General features: G+C 70.3%; 23 protein-coding genes. 15 read left to right on the top strand and 8 right to left on the bottom strand.

Annotated elements, in window-relative coordinates; all coding sequences use genetic code 11:
* The coding region (locus Q0116_RS04425; protein WP_297885893.1) for an aldo/keto reductase at positions 1-606 on the top strand (606 nt) is incomplete at its 5' end.
* 357 nt (positions 607-963) lie between these two features.
* On the opposite strand, the gene Q0116_RS04420 is transcribed toward Q0116_RS04425, so the two are convergent.
* Positions 964-1,359: a universal stress protein gene (locus Q0116_RS04420; protein WP_297885891.1), complete on the bottom strand. Its 396-nt coding sequence runs from the start codon at positions 1,357-1,359 to the stop codon at positions 964-966.
* Between the two features lie 190 nt (positions 1,360-1,549).
* Here Q0116_RS04420 and Q0116_RS04415 point away from each other — a divergent pair, with 190 nt between their 5' ends.
* The 7 genes from Q0116_RS04415 (at position 1,550) to Q0116_RS04385 (ending at position 9,958) form a co-directional block, all read left to right on the top strand.
* Entirely contained in the window at positions 1,550-2,800 is a 1,251-nt protein-coding gene (locus Q0116_RS04415) for an ABC transporter substrate-binding protein (RefSeq protein ID WP_297885889.1), read from the top strand.
* Positions 2,800-3,642: an ABC transporter ATP-binding protein gene (locus Q0116_RS04410; RefSeq protein ID WP_297885887.1), complete on the top strand. Its 843-nt coding sequence runs from the start codon at positions 2,800-2,802 to the stop codon at positions 3,640-3,642. Before Q0116_RS04415 ends, Q0116_RS04410 begins: the two co-directional genes overlap by 1 nt.
* Positions 3,642-4,475 (top strand): ABC transporter ATP-binding protein, encoded by an 834-nt coding sequence (locus Q0116_RS04405; RefSeq protein ID WP_297885886.1) that lies wholly within the window; start codon positions 3,642-3,644, stop codon positions 4,473-4,475. Before Q0116_RS04410 ends, Q0116_RS04405 begins: the two co-directional genes overlap by 1 nt.
* Positions 4,476-6,554: an AMP-binding protein gene (locus Q0116_RS04400; RefSeq protein ID WP_297885885.1), complete on the top strand. Its 2,079-nt coding sequence runs from the start codon at positions 4,476-4,478 to the stop codon at positions 6,552-6,554. It abuts the gene before it with no gap.
* Positions 6,555-7,508, top strand: a complete 954-nt coding sequence (locus tag Q0116_RS04395; protein WP_297885883.1) for a branched-chain amino acid ABC transporter permease — start codon at positions 6,555-6,557, stop codon at positions 7,506-7,508. It begins immediately after the preceding gene.
* A gap of 87 nt (positions 7,509-7,595) precedes the next feature.
* Entirely contained in the window at positions 7,596-8,642 is a 1,047-nt protein-coding gene (locus Q0116_RS04390; RefSeq protein WP_297885882.1) for a branched-chain amino acid ABC transporter permease, read from the top strand.
* A 152-nt stretch (positions 8,643-8,794) separates the two neighbouring features.
* Positions 8,795-9,958, top strand: coding sequence for a phenylacetate--CoA ligase family protein (locus Q0116_RS04385; RefSeq protein WP_297885881.1), 1,164 nt, complete (start codon positions 8,795-8,797; stop codon positions 9,956-9,958).
* A gap of 54 nt (positions 9,959-10,012) precedes the next feature.
* On the opposite strand, the gene Q0116_RS04380 is transcribed toward Q0116_RS04385, so the two are convergent.
* Both Q0116_RS04380 and Q0116_RS04375 read right to left on the bottom strand, forming a co-directional pair.
* Positions 10,013-10,858, bottom strand: a complete 846-nt coding sequence (locus Q0116_RS04380) for an amidohydrolase family protein (protein ID WP_297885880.1) — start codon at positions 10,856-10,858, stop codon at positions 10,013-10,015.
* Positions 10,851-11,312 carry a PaaI family thioesterase gene (locus tag Q0116_RS04375; protein WP_297885879.1) on the bottom strand — a complete coding sequence of 154 codons (462 nt, stop codon included), beginning with the start codon at positions 11,310-11,312 and terminating at the stop codon, positions 10,851-10,853. Before Q0116_RS04375 ends, Q0116_RS04380 begins: the two co-directional genes overlap by 8 nt.
* Positions 11,313-11,447: 135 nt before the next feature.
* Here Q0116_RS04375 and Q0116_RS04370 point away from each other — a divergent pair, with 135 nt between their 5' ends.
* The 4 genes from Q0116_RS04370 (at position 11,448) to Q0116_RS04355 (ending at position 13,491) form a co-directional block, all read left to right on the top strand.
* A complete protein-coding gene (locus Q0116_RS04370; protein ID WP_297885878.1) occupies positions 11,448-12,020 on the top strand; it encodes a peroxidase-related enzyme in 573 nt (190 codons plus the stop codon).
* 121 nt (positions 12,021-12,141) lie between these two features.
* Positions 12,142-12,882 (top strand): helix-turn-helix domain-containing protein, encoded by a 741-nt coding sequence (locus Q0116_RS04365; RefSeq protein WP_297885877.1) that lies wholly within the window; start codon positions 12,142-12,144, stop codon positions 12,880-12,882.
* A gap of 47 nt (positions 12,883-12,929) precedes the next feature.
* Positions 12,930-13,121 (top strand): hypothetical protein, encoded by a 192-nt coding sequence (locus tag Q0116_RS04360; protein ID WP_297885875.1) that lies wholly within the window; start codon positions 12,930-12,932, stop codon positions 13,119-13,121.
* A 163-nt stretch (positions 13,122-13,284) separates the two neighbouring features.
* Entirely contained in the window at positions 13,285-13,491 is a 207-nt protein-coding gene (locus Q0116_RS04355; RefSeq protein ID WP_297885873.1) for a hypothetical protein, read from the top strand.
* Between the two features lie 20 nt (positions 13,492-13,511).
* On the opposite strand, the gene Q0116_RS04350 is transcribed toward Q0116_RS04355, so the two are convergent.
* The 3 genes from Q0116_RS04350 to Q0116_RS04340 all read right to left on the bottom strand — a co-directional run bounded on the left by Q0116_RS04350 (position 13,512) and on the right by Q0116_RS04340 (position 16,051).
* Positions 13,512-14,888, bottom strand: coding sequence for a M28 family peptidase (locus Q0116_RS04350; protein ID WP_297885872.1), 1,377 nt, complete (start codon positions 14,886-14,888; stop codon positions 13,512-13,514).
* A 56-nt stretch (positions 14,889-14,944) separates the two neighbouring features.
* Positions 14,945-15,652 (bottom strand): DUF2270 domain-containing protein, encoded by a 708-nt coding sequence (locus tag Q0116_RS04345; protein ID WP_297885870.1) that lies wholly within the window; start codon positions 15,650-15,652, stop codon positions 14,945-14,947.
* Positions 15,653-15,715: 63 nt separating this feature from the next.
* A complete protein-coding gene (locus tag Q0116_RS04340) occupies positions 15,716-16,051 on the bottom strand; it encodes a hypothetical protein (protein WP_297885868.1) in 336 nt (111 codons plus the stop codon).
* 125 nt (positions 16,052-16,176) lie between these two features.
* Between Q0116_RS04340 and Q0116_RS04335 the strand changes: the two genes are divergently transcribed.
* A complete protein-coding gene (locus Q0116_RS04335; RefSeq protein ID WP_297885866.1) occupies positions 16,177-18,069 on the top strand; it encodes an ATP-binding protein in 1,893 nt (630 codons plus the stop codon).
* Positions 18,070-18,082: 13 nt separating this feature from the next.
* On the opposite strand, the gene Q0116_RS04330 is transcribed toward Q0116_RS04335, so the two are convergent.
* Positions 18,083-18,493 (bottom strand): RDD family protein, encoded by a 411-nt coding sequence (locus Q0116_RS04330; protein ID WP_297885864.1) that lies wholly within the window; start codon positions 18,491-18,493, stop codon positions 18,083-18,085.
* A 125-nt stretch (positions 18,494-18,618) separates the two neighbouring features.
* Here Q0116_RS04330 and Q0116_RS04325 point away from each other — a divergent pair, with 125 nt between their 5' ends.
* The gene (locus Q0116_RS04325; protein ID WP_297885863.1) at positions 18,619-19,071 is read left to right on the top strand and encodes a universal stress protein; all 453 of its coding nucleotides are present in this window, start codon (positions 18,619-18,621) and stop codon (positions 19,069-19,071) included.
* Between the two features lie 24 nt (positions 19,072-19,095).
* Here Q0116_RS04325 and Q0116_RS04320 read toward each other — a convergent pair whose 3' ends face one another.
* Complete coding sequence (locus Q0116_RS04320) at positions 19,096-19,383, bottom strand: transcriptional regulator (RefSeq protein WP_297885862.1); 288 nt, start codon at positions 19,381-19,383, stop codon at positions 19,096-19,098.
* 189 nt (positions 19,384-19,572) lie between these two features.
* On the opposite strand from Q0116_RS04320, the gene Q0116_RS04315 reads away from it, so the two are divergent.
* Entirely contained in the window at positions 19,573-20,295 is a 723-nt protein-coding gene (locus tag Q0116_RS04315; protein ID WP_297885861.1) for a DUF4013 domain-containing protein, read from the top strand.
* Positions 20,296-20,380 lie beyond the last annotated feature (85 nt).

The following is a 20,380-nucleotide window of genomic DNA, read 5'->3' as shown; positions in this document are numbered from 1 at the left end:
GGCTGGGCGCTCGGCCCCTCGATCGGCTGGCTCGCCGAGGGCGACGCCGCCGTCGAGTACGAGGAGTTCGACGCGGTCCAGACCGTCTTCAACCTCTTCGAGCAGGAGCCCGGCCGCCACTTCGTCGACACGATCCGCGAGTCCGGCTCCGACACCTCGGTCATCGCCCGCGTCCCGCACTCCTCGGGGCTGCTCAACGAGCAGGTGACGCCGGACACCGTCCTCGAGGACGGCGACCACCGCTCGCACCGCCCGAAGGAGTGGTACGAGACCGGCTGGGAGAAGGTCGAGGCGATCCGGTTCCTCGAAACGCCCGATCACGGCGAGGGGACCCGAACGATGGCGCAGGCCGCGATCCGCTGGCTGCTGGCCCACGACGAGGTCGCCTCCGTCACGCCCACCTTCCGGGACGGCGACGACATCGCCGAGTGGAGCGCCGCGAGCGACGTGCCGCCGATATCCGACGCCGAGTACGACCGCCTCGAAGATCTGTACGCCCGCAACTTCGACATCGACGGCGACGACGGGATGGACGTGCTCCGCACGTCGGTCGACGGCGACGACATCGAGGCCGCCGACCTCGACAAGCAGGCCGCCTCGTACTGAGCCGCGAACCGGCGACCGACTCCTCGCGGCCACCTCGAATCGCACCCGCTCCTTTCGCGTCGAAACCGCCGGACAGCGAGCCGGCGACTCCGCCTCTGACCACTTTCACCCCGACCCGACCGGCGCCGTCGATCCGGGGCCGGTCGTGCGCCGCCGATCCGCGGGGCGGCCGCGTCGCTGGCGGTCGTGGGAACGGTGGCTCGGTGGAAACCCGTCGTCACAAGGGGCTCAGTGGGGGTAACCGACTCGTCATCGCCACCACACCCCGATATACCCGCTCGCAGTGATAAACTGATCGCGATGGGCCCGGCTGACTCCCGGGCCGCCCCCCCGGGGCCCGTCCCCCGGGAGTTCGGTTCACTCGTCGCCGCTACAGACGAGGACGGGTCGTTGGGTGTCGAGGATGACGCTCTGGGTGACGCTGCCGAACAGGACCTTCCCGGTCGGCGTGCGCTTCCGGCCGGCGACGACGATCTGGTCGGCGTCGTAGTCGTCGGCGACGTTGAGGATCGCCGTGGCGGCGTCGCCGCCGTACCCCTCCGGCGTCACTTCGATCCCGGCGTCTTCGAGTCGAGACTGAGCGACCCGGACGGATTTGACCTGTTCGACGGTGGCGCCCTCCCGGTTCTCGCTGAACGAGTGGACGAGCACCGCCGTCACTTCGTCCGCCTCCAGCGGCATCGACGCGATCGTCTCCGCCTGTGTCTCGGCCCGCCCGACGTCAGTGTCGATACCCACGACGAATGTAAACATGGACTAGCCCTCTCGGCACTCGCATTTGTTTGTTTCGGCGAACCGACCGCTCCGCTCGCCGCTCGCGACCGCTCCGGTTCCGGGTGATCGCCCGCCGCGGGGTGAATCTATCCCTAATGATTATGTGGTATGTAGCTCACGGTAGTAGGTAGAACTCATGACAAACGATGACACAGCGAATTCGTCACGAGTGTACCGGCGGCGGAACGTCCTCAAGAGCGGCGCCGCGGGCGCCGCGACGCTGGCGCTCGCCGGGTGTATCGGCGGCGGGGACGGGGGCGACGGGAGCGACGGAGGCGACGGGGGCATGGCCGACTCGGTCACGGTACCCGGCATCTACGACGAGAGCGGGGCGACGTCCGACGTGGGGCGGCCGACGGCCATCGGCTCGCGGGACACGATCGCGTACATCAACGAGAACGACCTGTTCGACGTGACCCTCGACCACCCGAACAACGACTACGCCTACGAGGTGCCGCAGGCCCAGCAGTACTACCAGCAGTACACCTCCGAGTCGTCGCCGCCGCTGATCATCGGTTGGGGCACCGCCGACACCGAGGCGCTGGCGGGCACCGTCGCGGAGGACGAGGTGGTGTACGTCTCCGCGTCGTACTCCGCGAACCTCGTCACCGAGGAGTTCCCGTACAACTTCTTCGGCAACCTCGATTACACCAGTCAGGCCCGCGCGCACCTGAAGTGGATCGCGGACAACGACCCGGAGGCGACGGTCGGGTTCATCTTCTCGAACACGGCGTTCGGCCGGTCGCCCGTGGAGGGCGGCAAGCAGTACGCCGAGGAGCTCGGGCTCGACGTGGCCCCGGACATCAACCTCCCGTTGACCGCAAACTCGGCGACCACGCAGCTCCGGCAGGCCAGAGACCAGGACATCGACTACCTCATCCACCAGAACACCTCCGCGCCGATGCGGGTGCTCCTGGAGGACCGACAGGACATCTACCCCGACCTGACGGTCTGCGGCCTCACCTACACCGTCGACGAGCGCGTGGTCCAGCAGTCGCCCGACATCTTCGAAGGCGTGCGGTACGTCAACGCGTTCCGCACGTTCCAGGGCGCGCTCGACAGCGGCGGCCGGGGCGCGGAGATCATCGAGGCGAACTTCGAGCGCGAGGGGCGCAGCATGGACGACCCCGAGGTCGCCCAGCTCAACTACGTGCGCGGCGTGATCCACGCGCTGCTCGCGCTGAAGGGCATGCAAAACGCCGCCGAGGCCGGGAACGACGTCACGACCGGGCCGAATATCAGGCAGGGCATGTTCGGCATCGAGGACGACGACATGTTCGGGCTCGCCGAGCCGTTCAGCTACGCGGAGGGGGACCGCCGCCCGACGATGAACGGGCGGCTGTTCGAGGTCACCGACGGAAGCCTGAGCTTCGACACCGGCGTCGAACTGCCCCGGCGAGACTCATGGATCGGCCTGTAATGGCGACCAACGAGCAAGCGACCGCGACCGCGGTAGACGACGGCGACCGGCCGGTCGTCGAACTCGACAACGTCGAGATCGTCTACGACCGGCACTTCCTCGCGGTACAGGGCGTCTCGCTGTCGGCCAGCGAGGGCGACATCGTCGCGCTGCTCGGCCCGAACGGCGCCGGGAAGTCGACGATCCTGAAGATGATAAGCGGCATCGGGCGGAGCGAGCGCGGCGAGGTCACCCGCGGGCGCGTGTTCCTGCGCGGCGAGGACGTGACCAACGACGGCGCCAACGAGATGGTCGAGCGCGGCATCACGCACATCCTCGAGGGGCGGCGGGTGTTCGAGGACCTCACCGTCGAGGAGAACCTCCGGTGCGGGCTCTACCGCCAGGGCCGCCGGTTCCAGTTCGACGAGGACGACTACCAGATCGCCTTCGAGTACTTCCCGCAGCTGGAGGACATCATGGACCTCAAGGCCGGCTACGCCAGCGGCGGGCAACAGCAGATGCTCGTCATCGCTCGCGCGCTGATCCACCGGCCGAACCTCCTCCTGTTGGACGAGCCCTCCCTCGGGCTCGCGCCGAAGCTGGTCCGCGACATCTTCGAGACGCTCGTGGAGATCAACGAGCGGGAGGACATCACGATGCTCATCGCGGACCAGAACGCCAAGCGAACGCTCGAGATCGCCGACTACGGCTACGTCATGGAGAACGGCCAGATCGAGCTCCACGACCCGGCCGACGTGCTCGTCGAGCGCGAGGAGATCAAGGAGTTCTACCTCGGGACGTCCAGCGAGGACTCCCGGTACACCGACATCAGGCACTACAAGATCCGCAAGAGGTGGACCTGATGAGCGCCGATCAGGGGGCCGAGACGCGCGCGGCGTCGCTCAGGAGCGGCGCGCACGTGCCCCCCGAGGAGGCCGCGATCGGCTGCCGGAACGTGACCAAGACGTTCGGCTCGATCACCGCCGTCGACGACGTGGAGCTCGGCATCGCCGACGGCGAGTGGGTGTCCATCGTCGGCCCGAACGGGGCGGGGAAGACGACGCTGTTGAACATCCTCAACGGCTTCTACACGCCCGACGCCGGGAGCGACGTGTACCTGAACGGCGAGGAGGTCAGCGGCAGGCCGGAACACTACCGCGCCCGGCACGGCCTCGGTCGGACGTTCCAGGGGTTGGAGCTCTTCGAGAGCGAGGACGTCTTGGAGAACGTGATGACGACCCGGGCGGTCGCCGAACGCCCGAACGTGCTGTCGGCGATGCTGTACTACGGCACCGGGCGGAAGACGGAGGCCGAGAACATGCGGTTCGTCGAGGAGATACTCGACTACCTCGAGCTGTGGGAGTACCGCCACACGACGGTCTCGACGCTGCCGCTGGGCGTCCAGCGACGGGTCGACCTCGCCCGCTCGCTCGCGCTCGAACCGGACGTGCTCCTGCTCGACGAGGCGATGAGCGGGCTCACCTTCGACGAGAAGTACGACATGATCCGGTTCCTGACCGACCTCCACGAGGAGGAAGGGCTGACGCTCGTGATGATCGAACACGACCTCGAAGTCGTCACCGCGGTCTCCGAGCGGATGATCGTCATGCAGAAGGGCGGCGTCATCGCCCGCGGGCCGCCCGAGGCGGTGACGGACGACCCCGAGGTCGCCCGCGTCTACACGGGGGTCGAGTAGATGGCGGCCGACAACGCCGAGACCGAGGGGGTCGCGTCGGGCGACGCGGCCGACTCGGGGCTCTCCGTCGAGCGCGTCCTGACCGCGCCGGAGGGCGAGTCGGTGCCCATCGTCTCCGACCGGGCGCTCCCCGAGATCCTCATCGACCACGCCGCCGAGCACCCGGACGACATCGCCCTGCGCTGGAAGCAGTACGGCGTCTGGCAGGAGTTCACCTGGGAGGAGTACTACGACCGCGTGGAGCGGTTCGCGCTCGGGTTAGAGGAGTACGGGTTCGGCGACGAGGACGTGCTGTTCACCATCGGGTACAACCGCCCCCACCAGCTGTGGGCGTGGATCGCCGCGCAGTCGCTCGGCGGGATGGCGGCGCCGAACTACGAGGACATGCTGCCGGAGGACATCGAGAAACAGCTCCGGCTGCTCGAACCCGAGGTGGTGTACGCCGAAGACCAGGAGATGGTGGACAAGCTCCTCCTCGTCTCCGACGACGTGCCCTCGCTGTCGACGATCATCTACCGGGACGACAAGGGCATGTTCCGGTACGAGAACGGCGAGAAGACCGGGCCGGGCGACCCCGAGATCGTCGCCTACGAGGACGTCGAGGAGCGCGGCCGCGAGCGCCGCGAGTCCGGCGACGTGCCCGACGACTACCTCGCGTCCGAGATCCAGGCCGTGCCCGCGGAGGCGACCGCGATGCTCGCGCCCACGTCGGGGACGACGGGGATGCCGAAGCGCGTCCGGCTCTCGCATTTCAACCTCGTGAACCTCGCCAACGCGGCCATCGACATCGACCCGCTGCCGAAGGAGTCGGACTACTTCTCGTACCTCCCGATGGCGTGGGTGGGCGAGCAGATGATCCTCCTCGCGGCCGCGTTCGTCGCCGGGTGGACCGCGAACTTCCCGGAGCAGCCCGAGACCGAGGAGGAGGACCTCCGGGAGATCGGCCCGGAGATCATCTTCTCGTCGCCGAAGCGGTACGAGGCGTGGGTCGCGGACGTCAAGGCGAAGATCGAGAACACCTCGCGGTTCAAAGGCTGGGTGTACGACAAGGCGATGAGCGTCGGCGAGAAGTACGCCGAGTACGTCATCGGCGAGAAGAACGACGAGGAGCCCCCGGCGTGGCTGCGCGGGGCCCAGTGGCTCTCCTACTGGGTGGCGTACCGCCCGATACTCGACAAGATCGGACTGAAGCGCGCGAAGAACGTCTACACCGGCGGCGGTCCCCTCGGCGAGGACCACTTCGAGTACTACCACGCGATGGGCGTCCCGCTCAAACAGATCTGGGGGCAGTCCGAGGTCTGCGGGTTCGTGACGATGCACCGCGACGACGACGTTCAGGTCGAGACGGTCGGCGAGGTGTTCCCGAACGTCGAGGTGGGGATCACGCCGGGCGGCGAACTGCTCGTGCGCGGCCCGGTCGTCACCTCCGGCTACTACGGGATGCCGGAGAAGACCGAGTCGGCGTTCGAGGACGGCTGGCTCCACACCGACGACTTCGGCGCGCTCACCGACGACGACCACGTCCGGATCTTCGACCGGATGGACGACGTCTTGGAGATGACCGACGGCACCGCCGTCGCGCCGATCAGCGTCGAGACGAAGCTGAAGTTCAACCCCTACGTGAAGGAGGCGATGGTCGTCGGCGACGACCGCGCGGAGCTCACCGCGGTCCTGAACATCCGGTACGACAACGTCGCCGAGTGGGCCGACCAGCGCGACATCCAGTACGCGGGCTACCGCGACCTGACGCGGAAGGAACCGGTCTTGGAGCTGCTCCGCGGCGTCGTCGCGGAGACGAACGAGGACTTGGACAACCCGATCCGGCGGTTCGTGCTCCTGTTCAAGGAGTTCGACGCCGACGACGGGGAGCTCACCCGCACCGGGAAGCTCCGCCGCGAGGTCGTCGTCGAGCGATACGGCGACCTCGTGACGGCGCTGTACGACGGCAGCACGGAGGTAGAGATGGAACTCACGATCACGTACCAAGACGGCAGAGAGTCCGAGGAACACGGCGTCATGCGCATCGTGGACGTGGACCAGCCGGTCCTCGACGACGAGCGCGAACTGGAGGTGAGCTAGATGGTCAACTGGGTCACGCTCATCGACATCTCGCTGAGCGGCCTCGGACTGGGCGCGCTGTACGCGCTCGTGGCGATGGGCTTCTCGCTCATCTACAAGGTGACCGGCGTCCTGAACTTCGCGCAGGGCCAGATCGCGATGGTCGGCGCGTACGGGGTCGTCATCTTCGGCACGGCCACCGTGCTCCCGGCGGCGATACCGGCGTGGGCGGCGGTGCTCGTGACGGTCCTGCTCGGCGTCGTTCTCGGGCTGGCGCTCGAACGCGTCGTGTTCCGCCAGTTCATCGGCGAGCCGGTGTTGTCGGTGATCATCGTGACGCTGGCGCTCGGCAGCATCCTCGAGGGGGTCATCTTCTTCCTGTACGGGCAGAACGCGCAGGCGTACCCCGAGGCGCTGACGTTCGGCGGCCAGCTCAGTCTCCCGCTCGGCACGTCGATACAGGCGGCGTACGCCGTCGCCGTCGCCATCGCGCTGGTCGTCGTCGCCGTGCTGATGCTGTTCTTCCGGCGGACCGTCACCGGGTCGATCCTCCGGGCGTCCGCCAGCGACGAGCAGGCCGCGATGGTGCTCGGCGTCTCCATCGAGCGCACCATCGCGCTCGCGTGGACGCTCTCCATCGCCATCACCGCCATCGGCGGCATCCTGCTGGCGACGTCCAGCGGCGGGGCGGCGGTCTCCATCGAGAACACGGGGATCATCATCTTCGCCGCCGTCGTGTTGGGCGGACTGGACAGCATCCCCGGGGCGTTCATCGGCTCGATCGTCGTGGGCGTCCTCCAGGAACTCGGGTCGTACTACCTCGTGGGCGGCACCGCGGTGTACGTCCCGTTCACGGACATCCAGGCCAACTTCGGCGCGGGCTTCGGCGAGATCCTGCCGCTCGTGCTCCTGCTCGTCGTCATCCTGGTGAAGCCGTACGGCCTGTTCGGGACCGAGCGGATCGAGAGGCTCTGACCATGACGGGACACAGATCGCGCGCCACGCGGCGCTCCGACGGTGCATCGACGACTCGAACGGCCGCGGCCGACCGGGGGTGGTCGCATGCCCTGCGGTGAGTACTTCACCGACTACGAGTCGCGGATGGGGCTGGTCCGGTGGCGGACGCAGAAGATCGCCCTCGCCGTGGGCCTGCCGATCCCGTTCATCGCGCCGTTCCTCCTCGGCGGCGGCACGACCACGCTGTTGACGCAGGCGTACATCTTCGCCATCGCGGTGTTGGGGCTGAACGTCATCCTCGGCTACGCCGGCGAGATCGTGCTCGCGCAGGGGGCGTTCATGGCCATCGGCGCGTACAGCACGAGCCGGCTGCTCGCCGTCGGCGCGGGGCTCTTCCCGGCGCTCGCGGTCGGCGGCCTCATCTCCGCGCTGGTCGCCGTCGGCTTCGGCCTGCCGTCGTTCCGCGTCAAGGGGTTCTACATCGCCATCTCGACGCTGGCGCTCCAGTTCATCGCCGAGGAGTGGTTCTTCGTGAACTCCCAGCTCGCCTTCATCCACGGCGGGACCACCCAGTCGCTGCCCTCGAACGTCGGGCTCGTCGGGTCCGTCGGCACGCTCGGCACGACCGTCGACAAGTACCTGCTCGCGCTGGTGCTCATGCTGGTGTTCGCGATGCTCTCTTTGAACCTCTCCCGGACCGGCATCGGGAAGACGTTCCGCGCCATCCACGAGAACGACCTCTCCGCGTCCGTCCTCGGCGTGAACGTCTTCAAGAACAAGCTGCTCGCGTTCGCCATCGGCGGGTTCATGATCGGCGTCGCGGGCGGCCTGTTCGGGTTCCAGATCGGCTTCATCAACGCCGAGTACTTCACGATCGGGCTCACCCTCGAACACTACGTCATGCTGCTGTTCGGGGGCCTCGGACGCGTCTGGGGGGCGCTGCTCGGCGTCGGCGTCGTCACGCTCGTTCAGGACTACCTCAACGACGGGCTGAACTTCCTCGCCGACCTCACGGGCACCAACGCGACCGCGCTGCTGCCGGTGTTCTTCGGCGCGATCATCATCGTCGTGCTCGCCGTCGAGCCGAAGGGGGTGTTGGCCGGGCTCGGCAAGATCAAGGAGTACTTGCGCACGTGGCCGTTCGCGTACTGAACGCGACGGCCCGCGGTCCGCGTCCCTATCGTTTCGGCCTCTCTTGACCGCGCACGCGTTTCCGTTACGGCGCCGCCCCGCGCGGGCGTCGCCCGCACCGTCTCCACACCGGTGACGGAGCTTTATGTGGCAGTTTGCCGTGTGTTAACGCGATGTACGACGACAGTACACTCGCGGCGGTGGGGGAGCAGCTGGAGCGGGTCGCCGACCGCGACTTCTACGCCGAGAAGTTCGCGGACGCGGGCGTCGACCCGACGGCGGTGGACTCGTGGGCCGACTTCCGCGCCCTCCCGTTCACGACGGCCGCCGAGCTCGAGGCCGACTTCGAGGACGCGCCGCCGAGCGGGTCGCTGTACGACGGCGCGGCGATGGTCACGTTCTCGCCGATGGGCGAGCGGCTCCGGCCGGTGTTCGACACGGCCGACGACCTCGACGGGCAGGCGGCCGCCAACGCCGAGGTGCTCGAACGCGCCGGCATCGAGCCGGGCGACCGCGTCGTCAACACGTTCGGCTACGAGCTGTTCGGCACCGGCTACGTCCTCCACCGGGCGCTCGAACGCCTCGGCGCGGAGGTGTTCCCGCTCGGTCCCGGCGACTCCGAGCAGGCCGCCGCGACCATCGAGGCGTACGACGTGGACGCCGTCGTGGGCAACCCGAGCTTCGCGCTGAAGATCGGCGCGGAGGGCGGCTCGGTCGACACGTTCGTCGGCGCCGGCGAGCCGTTCACCTCGATCCCCGGCCGCCGCGAAGCGGTCAAGGACGCGCTCGACGCGTCCACGGCGGTGGACTACTTCGGCACGCGACACATCATGCCCGTGGCCGCCGAGACCGCCGCCGAGGACGGGCTCCGCGTCCGCGACGACTACGCCGTCGTGGAGGTCGTCGACCCGGACACCGGCGAGGCCTTAGACGCCGGCGAGCGCGGGGAGGTCGTCGTGACACACCTCCGGAAGGAGGGCATCCCGCTGGTGCGCTACCGGACCGGTGACCTCGCCGAACTGGCGGTTCGGGACGGGACCGTCGTGTTGCCCGACGGCGTCATCGGTCGCACGGACGAGCGGCTGAAGGTCAAGGGCGTGAAGGTGTACCCGGAGAGCGTCGAGACCGTGCTGGCCGGCTTCGAGGGGTTGACCGGCGAGTACCGCGTCGAGGTGTCGCAGCCGGAGACCACCGACCGCCTCGTCGTGGTCTGCGAGGGCGAGGCCGACGTCGACGAGCTGCGCGCGGCGCTCGGCGATCGCCTCATCGTGACGCCCGACGCCGTCGAACTGGTCGCGGACCTCGACGATCCCGGCGTCGTGGACGAGCGGTACTGAGCGCACGGCGGGCCCCACGGACACCCGCCGTCACCGACGAAGCGACGCCGTCCCTCAGTCGTCGCCGAGGAAGCGCCGCGCGGTTCGAGAGAAGATGTCACGCTGGGCCGCAACCGGGAGGTCCCGGGAGAGCAGGTGTTCCCGCTCCCGGGCGTAGGGATACGGGATGTTCGGGTAGTCCGACCCGTACATGACCGACTCGGAGAGCTCGATCAGCGTGTCGTCGTCGACGCTCGCGGGGTCGAAGTCCATGTACGTCTCGGCCACGCTCGACATGGCGAAGGTGGTGTCGAGGAAGACGTTGTCGTTGTCGCGGGCGAGCCCGACGAACGCGTCGACCTCGTACGCGCCCATGTGCGCGGCGCACACCCGCACGTCGGGGTAAGAGGCGAGGAACGACTCGAAGCGTTCGACGCCGACGTGGGGGCTGTCCTCGAACATCGGCGCCGTCCCGGCGTGGAGCACGACCGGCGCGTCGCGGGCGGCGACGACCTCGTAGGCCGGGTCGAGCCGCGGGTCGTCGGCCGCGAACCCCTGAACCGGGAGCTGGAGCTTCAGGCCGCGCGCGCCGGCGTCGAAGGCGTCGGAGACGACGGTCCCCGGATCGTCGTCGGCGGCGTGGACCGTGGCGAACGGGACCGCGCGGTCGGACGCCGCGGCGGCGTCGATCACCCACTCGTTGAGGTCGGCGGCCGCCCCCGGACGCGCGGCGTACGGGAGCGCGGCGTACCGCTCGACGCCCGCGTCGGCCAGCGTCGCCTCCATCCGCTCGCGGTCGGTCGGGTGGTCGAACGCCCAGCCGGCGTCGTCGCCGAGCGCCTCCCGGATGGCGGCCATCAGGCGCTCGGGCATCAGGTGGACGTGGGCGTCCACGACGCCGTCGACGGGGAACTCAGTCATCGGTGAGCTTGTAGACGCCCGTGCCGGTCGCGCAGACGGCGTCCCCGGACTCGACTTCGACGCTCGCCACGCCGATGTCGGCACCGCGGCGGTCCACCGTGGCCGTCGCGTACAGCGGCTCGCGGCCGGCGGCCTCGAGGTAGTTCACGCGGAGGTCGACGGTCGGGGTGTACGCCTCGCGGTCGCCGACGAAGACGGCGGCGCCGGCGAGGTCCACGAGCGCGCTGACGACGCCGCCGTGGAGGACGCCGAGGTCGGGGTTCCCCACGAGCCCGGGGTCGAAGGGGAGCTTGACCCTGGCGCGGTCGGGAGTCACGGAGAGCACCTCGAGGCCGTGTCGCTGGTGAAACGGGATGTCCCCGTACAGCCGCTCGACGACCGCCGTCCGGTCGGCCGCACCCGAACTCCTCGTCCCCCGCCGGTCGCCCTCGCCGGTGTCACTCGGGTCGGCCATGCGTGTGCCAACGGACAGCACGCCCCCGCATAAATCAACCGCCGCGGCACCGAGACCGTCCGAGTCGACCGCGAGCGGCGCAACGGCGCGCGGTCCGGGGGAACGGCTTTGTGGTCGCGGCGCGCGTCTGCCGGTATGAACGACGACGCGATGCGGCGGTTCCCCGTGCCCGACTACGAGGACCTCCCCGAGGACCTCCGCGAGCGCATCGACGAGGAGACCGAAGACGCCGGATTCACGCCGAACGTGTTCTCGGCGTTCGCGTACAAGCCCAGTCACTTCCGGGCGTTCTTCGCGTACTACGACGCGCTCGTGACGGACACGCCGCTCGCCCGCGAGGAGGTCGAGATGATCGTCGTCGCGGTGTCGGGCGCGAACGGCTGCCTCTACTGCGTCGTCGGCCACGGTGCGCTCTGTCGCATCTACGCCGGCGCGCCGAAGCTCGCCGACCAGCTCGCCACGAACCACCGACAGGCCGACGTGTCCGATCACCACATGGCGATGCTGGACTTCGCCGTCAAACTCACCGAGTCCCCCGGCGCCGTGACGGGCGAGGACGTCCAGCGACTCCGAGACGCCGGCTTCTCGCCGGAGGAAGTGTGGGACGTGGCCTCGGTCGCGGCGTTCTTCAACCTCTCTAACCGCATGGCGACCGTCGCGGACATGCGCCCGAACGACGAGTTCTACGCGATGGGGCGCGGCGACTGACCGCTCCCGCGAGGGGCCGGCGTCCCGGTGTCGCCGTCTCGACGGCGGCCCGCGCTCGCCCGTATAAATGCCTCGCGACCGGTCCGGAACGCGTTTGAACCCCGGCGGTCTCGAATCGATCATGCGGGAAGTGACGTTTCGGATCCACCACGCTGGGGAGCCGGAGTGCGAGGTGAGCGCGCGCCACCCGGAGGTGCGGTACCGGTCCGTCTCGTCGATGACGGGCAGCGGCTCCGAGCGCAAGCGGATCGCCGAGCTCACCGGCCCGACGGCCGAGATCGAGGCGTTCGTCGAGGAGTTCCGCGAGTTCGACCTGGTCGTCTCCGCGGAGCCGCTCGCGCCGATCGAGGGAACGCACGCGTACGTCGCCCTCACGATCGACGTCTCGGCGGCCGACTGGGAGGGGATCAGCGAGCGGTTCTCGCGGCTGGGGATCCACTACCGGATGGGCACGACCATCTCCGGCGGCGTCGAGCGCTGGACGGCGTACCTCGAGGACGGCGACGACCTCTCGGCGGTGATGCGGGAGCTCGAACGCGGCGGCAACGAGGTTAAATTGGCGCGGAACGTGGAGCTGGCCTCCATCGAGCGCTCCCCGCAGCTCCCCGCCTCCGGCCTCCTCGACGGCCTCACCGACCGGCAGCGGGAGGTGCTCGCGACAGCGATCGCCGCGGGCTACTACGACCACGGCGGCGGCGTGGGCGTCGAGGAGGTCGCCGCCGAGCTGGGGCTCGGCTCCACGACCGTGTGGGAACACCTCTCCCGCGCCGAGTCCGCGGTGATGAACGCGCTGTTCGACCGCTTCGCCGAGGGCGAACCGGCGGGCACCGTTCGCGGGGCCGACCAGACGGATCCGTCGTGAGCGGGGCCAGACCAACGCTTTTGTAGCTCCGGGACGCACCGCCGCGTATGGACGAGGGAACGGTCACCGTGCCGGACGAGCAGTACGAGCGGCTCGCGGCCCTCGCCGCCGCCCGCGGCGTGAGCCCCGAGACGCAGCTGGCCCGGCTCATCGACGACGCGTACGCCGGCCTCGACGCCGACGGCGACGCCCCCGAGTCGCTACCCCTCGGCGTCTGCGACGGCTCCGACGGGGAGTGATCCGGGCGGCGGACCGGGACGGGTCCGTGAGCCGCCGCGCCGGGCTCGACCGTGACCGACCGATTTTACGCCGAGCTCCGGCCCGTTAGGACACGCTCGCCGATTCCGGACCGGCGCTCACACCGAACCGATTTTCGCGGCGGCACCCGTACCGCCGACGGAGATGCCCGACGAGAGGACCTGTCCCGACTGCGACGAGCCGCTCGAACGGATGGAGCTACAGGGGACCGACGCCCTCGGCGAACTGTCGATCGCCTCCCCGTCGACGGACGACGGGTTCCTGAGCGGCGTCAGGGCGGCGGAGATCCTGACGCCGGTTCCGTACGTCTGTCCAGAGTGCCGACGGACGCTCCTGTACGCCGAGGAGTAGCCGCGCCGCGCCCGTCGCCGTCACTCGTCGTAGGGCCACCGTCCGCCCGTCTTCAGCTCCTCCACGTAGCCCTCGTCGATGGCGTCGCGGACCGACTCCCGCGAGCGGTGGGTCGCGCCGACCTCGCCCGTCGCGAACCGGTAGACGGCCGCGGCGACGAGCGTCGCCACCTCGCGGAGGTCCCGCGAGTCGAGCTTGTCGAGCGTGTCGGCGTGGGTGTGGCCCCAGCCGCGGCCGGACTGGTCGCTCGTCGTCGACGCCATCACGGCCGGGATCCCCTCCTGGACGAACGCCCACTGGTCGCCGTGCGGGGAGATCGTCTCGCCGGTCGCGAGGGGGGCGTCGAACGCGTCCGCGACCGCCTCGAACGTCTCGCGCATCCCGTCGAACCCGTTCGTCCCGACGCGGAGGTTCCGGGAGCTACACGCGCCGTCGAGGTTCACCACGCAGGCGATCTCCTCGCGCGGCGTGGTCTCCGCGGCGTGATACGCCCCCCACAGCCCGATCTCCTCCGAGCCGAAGGTGACGAGCCGCACCCGCGTGTCGAGGTCGTCCTCGACGGTCGCGAGCAGGCGACCGACCTCCGCGACGAGCGCCGATCCCGCCCCGTTGTCGTTGGCCCCGTCGCTCACGTCGTGTGCGTCGACGTGCGCGGTGAGGTACACCGCCTCCTCGGTGTTCGGGCCGAGCTCCGCGACCGCGTTCACCGACGTCGTCGGCTCGTTGCGGCAGTCGACGTCGAGCGAGACGGTCGGGCGGTCGCCACCCTCCGTGTCGCCGCCTTCCGCGGTTTCGGCGAGCCGCGCGAGCCGGTCGCCGACCTCCTTCGAGACGCCGACCGCGGGGATCGGGCCCGGTCGGTTGTGGTAGCCGATCTCGCCGGTGGGCGGGAGCGCCCCCTCGATGTGGTTCCGGAAGACGAACCCGACCGCGCCGCGCTCGGCCGCCGCGACGTACTTCTCCATCCGGTGGATCCACCGGTCGTGGCTCTCGGGCGTGCGCGAGGAGGCCATCGCGACCGCGCCGTCGAGGTCGTCCTCGGCGGCCGCGAACTCCTCGTCGGTCCCGTCGCCGACGTCGACGAGCGGGGCGCTCACCTCGCCGCTCGGTGTCCCGGGCAGCGCGATCACCTCGTGGGAGTTCTCGTGGCGGCGCTCGACCGCCCCGGACACCGACAGCGACGACTCGCCGCGCCACCAGCCGGGGATCTCGAACTCGTCGAGGCCGGCGTTCCGCAGTCCGGCCGCCTCGAACGCTTCGACGACCCGCTCTGCCCCGCGGCGCTCGCCGGTCGACCCGGCCATTCGGTTCCCGACGTCCGTCAGGTCCGTGAGAAGGTTCCACCCGAAGTCGCTCGTCCGCGCGTCGCCCACGACGCGGTCCGGTAGCTCCGTCATACCCACTGGTTGGGCCGCGCGCGAAAAGGGGTTGCGGGAGGCGGAGCCCGCCCGGCTCACTTCCACTCGTCGGCGTCTTCGGCGGCCTGCATCTCCCCCTTGGCGCGTCTCGGGGTCCGCCGAAGCGTCGTCGCTAACACGGCGGCGGAGAAGCCCCCGACGAGCGCGAGCACGAACGCACCGGGGATCGGCCCCACCGCCGCGGTCGCGACGACGCCGCCGCCGGTGGGGGTGAACACGGTGAGCCTGACGACCCACGCGGCGATGAGCACGGAGAACAGGGGAGCGTACACCCGCCGGAGCCGGCGAGACACCGCCTCGACGGTCGACATCTTGATCGTCGGCTCGCGGAGGTCCTCGCTCAGCAGCGCCCGCCAGTTCGACTGCTCGACGCCCTCGGGGTCGAGCGCGTTCGCGAACACGTTCTCCTCCAAGAGCCGCACGCGCGACCGCCAGACGTCGAAGGTCCGGTACCGCCGCGTCTCGATGCCGAGGAAGACGCTGAGCATGACGAGGCCGATGAGCAGCACGTAGTGCGGCCGCGACTCGTTCGAGAAGGTCCACGTGAGCAGCGACGCGGTCACCACCACCGCCCAGTTGGTCGTGCGGTCGATGCGGGTCCGCCACGAGCTCGTCCGGCCGAGCTCGCCGCGGTAGGCGTGGCCCATCAGCGAGAGGAAGTCTGACCGGTCGCCCGCGGCCTCGGCGGCGACCTCGCGCTCCTCCCGGGACCCGGGGTCGAAGTCCTCCGACGGTTCCGACATACTCCCCCGTACCGGGGCGGGACTCGTAAAAGGGGGACACGGACCGCCGACGGGACCGGCCCGTCAGGCGGGGTCCGGCGCGGTCACCTCGACCGACACCGCGGCGGGGTCGACGCCGATCCGCGCGAACTGCGTCCGGACGTGGTCGCGGGCCGCCTCGACCGCCTGATCGCGGGTGTCGAACCCGCGGGGCATCGGCTCCTCGAAGGCGACGCGGATCTCCTCGCCGTCGACGACGAGCGGCGAGCCGCCGCTCTCGACCTCGTAGAACGAGTCGCAGACCCACACGTACGGCGCGTCCTCGTCGGGCGCGCCCTTGTACGCGGGCGGCTCCTCACCGCGTTCGAACACCGTCCCGGTGAGGTCCGTCCCGCCGCCGCTACCGCGAACGAGTATCATAGGACACGTACGAGGCCGAGCCGGATAAGGCCCCCGTGACCGGTCGCGCAGGGCCGGTCGGCGGCGAATCGGCGCCCCGGCGCGCGAGGGCAAACGCTTTCGGCCCGGCGACCGGTGGATCCGCCATGACGCTGGAGGATTTCACCGAGTTCACCGGTGACGGCGACGGCGACGGCGGCTCCCCGGACGAGGCCGATGATGGGAGCGACGCCGCGGTCGGACCCGGCGGCGAGTCCGCCGCCGACGGGGGGAGCGCGGCGGGCGCGGCCCCCTCGGACGCGCCCGAACCCGACGCGAACGGCGACCGCGAGGGCGACGCGTTCGCCGACTACGAGGCGACCCCTGCCGGGAGCGACGCGGGGCTCGGCGTCGTGTCGGTGTCGCAGGGGCTCCGCGTCGCCGAGGAGGAGGACGAGACGTCGCTGAAGGCGTTCGTCACCACGGGGAACCGCGAGTCCGTGCGGCTCGGGAAGTACCTCCTGATCCCGTACCCGGACGGCGAGCGGCTGTTCTGTCGGATCACGGGGCTGGAGTACGCCCAGGAGTTCCAGTCGGACGACGCGACCGAGATCCACGCCCGCCGGCAGATGCGCCGCGACGAGTTCGCCGAGCGCGACTACAAGTTCGTCGCCGACTTGGAGCCGATGTCCGTCGTCTACGGCCAGGGCGAGGGGATGAAACGCCGCATGACGGACCGCGTGCCGAAGCCGGGCGCGGTCGTCGAGGAGGCGGCCGACGACGCCGAGATCAAGACGGGGCTGAAGATCCCCGACGACGGCGTGTTCCTCGGCCACCTCTCGGTCGGCGGCGAGAAGGTCCGGACCGCGGCCGAGCCGCCGACCGTCGACTACCGGGTGAAGGACGACTACGCCGACGGCGACCCGCTCGCGTTCCGGCACACGCTCGTCGCCGGCGGCACCGGGTCCGGGAAGACCCACGCCTCGAAGAACGTCCTGCGGCAGTACCTCGATTCGGACCGGACGTACCCGATGGGGGACGGGCGCGAGTCGCGGATGGCCGTCGTCCAGTTCGACCCGCAGGACGAGTACGCGCAGATGCACGACGACAACCCCGACCTCGACGACGCGTTCGCGCGCCGGCTGGAGCGCGAGGGAATCGCCCACGGGGGTCACGACGACACCGTCGCGCTCGTGCCCCGCGTCGCGAACGCGACGTACCCCGGCGAGGGCCACCGCGCCGAGCGCGTCGAGTTCACGATCCCCTTCTCGCTGGCCCGGGACATGCCGTGGCTGGTGGCCGGATCCGGGCTCAACGACAACCAGTACCCGGCGCTACTGACGCTGCTGAACCGCTTCTTCGACGACTACGGCGACGCGGGGACGTACAGCCAGTTCCTCTCGTACCTCGACGACCCGGCGCTGAAAGAGGAGCTCCACGAGAGCGGCCGGATCCACGAGGCGACGTTCGACGCCGTCAAGCGTCGGGTCCGCGGGGTCCCGAGCGGCGTGTTCGATCAGGACGCGAAGCCGATCACCGAGCTCGACCACACGCTGGTGCGCCCCGGCGGGCTCTCCGTCGTCCCCACCTACCACCTGCCGACCTCCCGGCAGAAGGAGATCGTCGTCCTCGCGGTCGCGGGGCTGCTCGTCGACGACAAGCTCTCGAACGACCCCGCCAGCGACCGGATCAAGGAGACGCCGCTGTTAGTCGGGATGGACGAGGCGCACAACTTCCTCGCCGACGCCGACAACGTCCAGGCCCAGAAGGTGGTCCAGAAGTTCACGGAGGCCGCGAAGCAGGGCCGCAAGGAGCGGCTCGGGCTCTTCCTCATCACGCAGGACCCGCAGGACGTCGCCGAGTCGGTGTTCAAGCAGGTGAACACGAAGATAGTCCTGAACCTCGGCGACGAGGACGCCATCTCCAGCGTCAACATCCCGTCGAACCTCGCCGGGAAGGTCCCGTACATGGAGAAGGGACAGATGGTCGTCTACTCGCCGGACAACTCCGAGCCCGTCGAGCTGATCGGCCTCTCGGAGTGCGTGACGCGGCACGACTGACGGCGGCGTCCCGCTAGACCCGCACGACCAGCGTGTCGGCGAACCGGTCGCCGAGCCGCTGGTTGTCGCGCGAGTCGGCGATGAACACGACGCCCGCGAGGACCAACAGGATCGAGCCGCCGCCGATCACCTTCGTGAGGTTCCGCACGACGGCGGCGCGCGCGGAGACGTCGCCGCCGTCGGCCTCCACGACTCTGATTCCGGCGACCCACTTCCCCGGGGTCCGCCCCCAGACCGCCTCCGGGACGACGTACCAGCCGACCGAGACGAGGAGGAACGCGAGGAGCCCGAGCGGGTCCGCGGCGACGCCGGCGACCCCCGAGACGACCGCGGCGACCACGAGGCTCGCGACGATGTCGACGAGCCAGGCGCCGCCGCGCGCGGTGACCGACGCCAGCTGCGACCGCGCGTACGGCTTGCTCATGTGGCCCGGTGACCCGCGGTCCGGCAAGTGCCTTGTGACCGCCCCCGTCGCGCGCCGCGTCGTGGATTGTCGCCGCCCCGGAGTCGCCGCCGCCCTTTTTGACCCGAGGCGGCGAACCGACGCGTATGTCCAAGCGCATCCTCGTCGCGGTCGACGGGTCGTCGGAGGCGATCGAGGCGTTACAGTTCGCCGCCACCGAGTGGCCGGACGCCGAGCTCACGGCGCTCCACGTCATCAACCCCGCCGACTCGGCGACCGGCGCCGACGGCGGGTTCCCGGGGGCGTCCGACCAGTGGTACAAGAGCGCCAAACAGCGCGGCGAGCGGACGCTCTCCGAGGCGACCGAGGCGGTCGACCGCGACGTCGAGACGCGGCTGGAGGTCGGCCGCCCGACAAAGACGATCCTCGGCGTGGCCGGCGGCGAGGAGCCGGCCGGCGGCGACGGGGACGCCGGCGAGCCGTTCGACCACCTCGTGCTGGCGAGCCGGGGGCGCACCGGCCTCTCGCGGGTCCTCCTCGGGAGCGTCGCCGAGGGCGTGGTCCGCCGCGCCGAGGTGCCGGTGACCGTCGTCCGCTGAGCGACCTCCGAGCGGGGTCTGCGGCTACTCCTCGGCGCGCTCGGCCGAGACCACCTCGCCGACCATCGACCAGCCCCCTTCGTCGGGCCCCGAGCGGCCGAGCAGGATCCGCTCGTAGCCCTCGGAGCTGATCAGCCGGAAGTCGGCCTCGGGGTCGGCGTCGGTCCGAACGCCCTCGCCGCGGAACTCCCGCTGGAAGAACTCCGTCGACGAGAACTCGTAGACGCCGGTCTCGCCGGAGTCGAGTTCGAGCCGCACCGGTCGGGGTTGGACGTTGTGGATCCGCTTCGCGATCGGATTGAGATCCGGCATGTCGGCGTCTCCGTCCGGTTCGGGCATAAGTGGACGGCTCCGCCGGCGGCGATCGGACCGCGGTCGCGGGGGCGCTGCGGCCGTTCGCCGCGCTGTCCACCTTCGCCGCGGTGTTCCCCGGTCGCCGTGCCGTCTCCGTTCGCCGTACTAGTTTAAGCCGTCTGAGCGCGTTCGGACGTGGGATACACCATGATAGAAGCGTCACTCAACTACCTTCGCGACGGCGACGACGCACTCGTCACGACCCTGATCGGCGGCGTCCTGCTCCTCGCGAGCCCGCTCCTGATCCCGTCGTTCCTCGTGCTCGGGTACCTCGCGCGCGTCATCCGGCGGACAGCCGACGGCGACGACGAACCGCCGGCCTTCGACGAGTGGGGCGACCTCCTCGTCGAGGGGCTGAAGGCGTTCGCGGTCACGTTCGTCTACTCGCTCGTCCCCCTCGCGGTCCTCGCGGTCGCCGCCGCGTTCGGCGTCGGCGCCGCCGTCCTCGGCTCCGCCGAGGGCGCCGGCGGCCTCCTCGGCGGCCTGGTCGGCGGGCTGGTGGCGCTGGCGCTCGTCGTCGTCGCGCTCGCCGCCTCGCTCGCCGGCCTCTACGTCACCCCGGCCGCGCTGGCCGCGGTCGCCGAGTCGGGGCGCGTCGGCGACGGCTTCGCCCTCGGCACGCTCTGGGGGATCGTCACGAAGCGGGCGTACGCCGTCGGCTGGCTCACCGCCGCCGCCGTGGTGTTCGCCGGCGCGCTGGCGATCGGCGTCCTCTCGATCGTTCCGGTGTTGGGGACGATCGCCGGATTCTTCGTCCAGTTCTACGCCGTCGTCGCCGCGGCCGCCATCATCGGCTGGACGTGGACCGACGTGCGACCGGTGACGGCCGAGCCGACCGAGGCCGAGCCTGCGGAACGACCGGTCGTGTAGGCGGCCGCTCCCGGAGGCGGTCGCTCTTGGAAACGGTCACTCCCGTGGACGGTCGGTGAGAAACGGACGGCGTCGGAAGAGGGCG

Origin of the sequence: uncultured Halorubrum sp., assembly GCF_937146585.1 — an archaeon.
Lineage (GTDB): Archaea > Halobacteriota > Halobacteria > Halobacteriales > Haloferacaceae > Halorubrum > Halorubrum miltondacostae.
The sequence above is the reverse complement of the archived record's forward strand: the minus strand, read 5'-3'. Positions and strand labels throughout refer to the sequence as shown.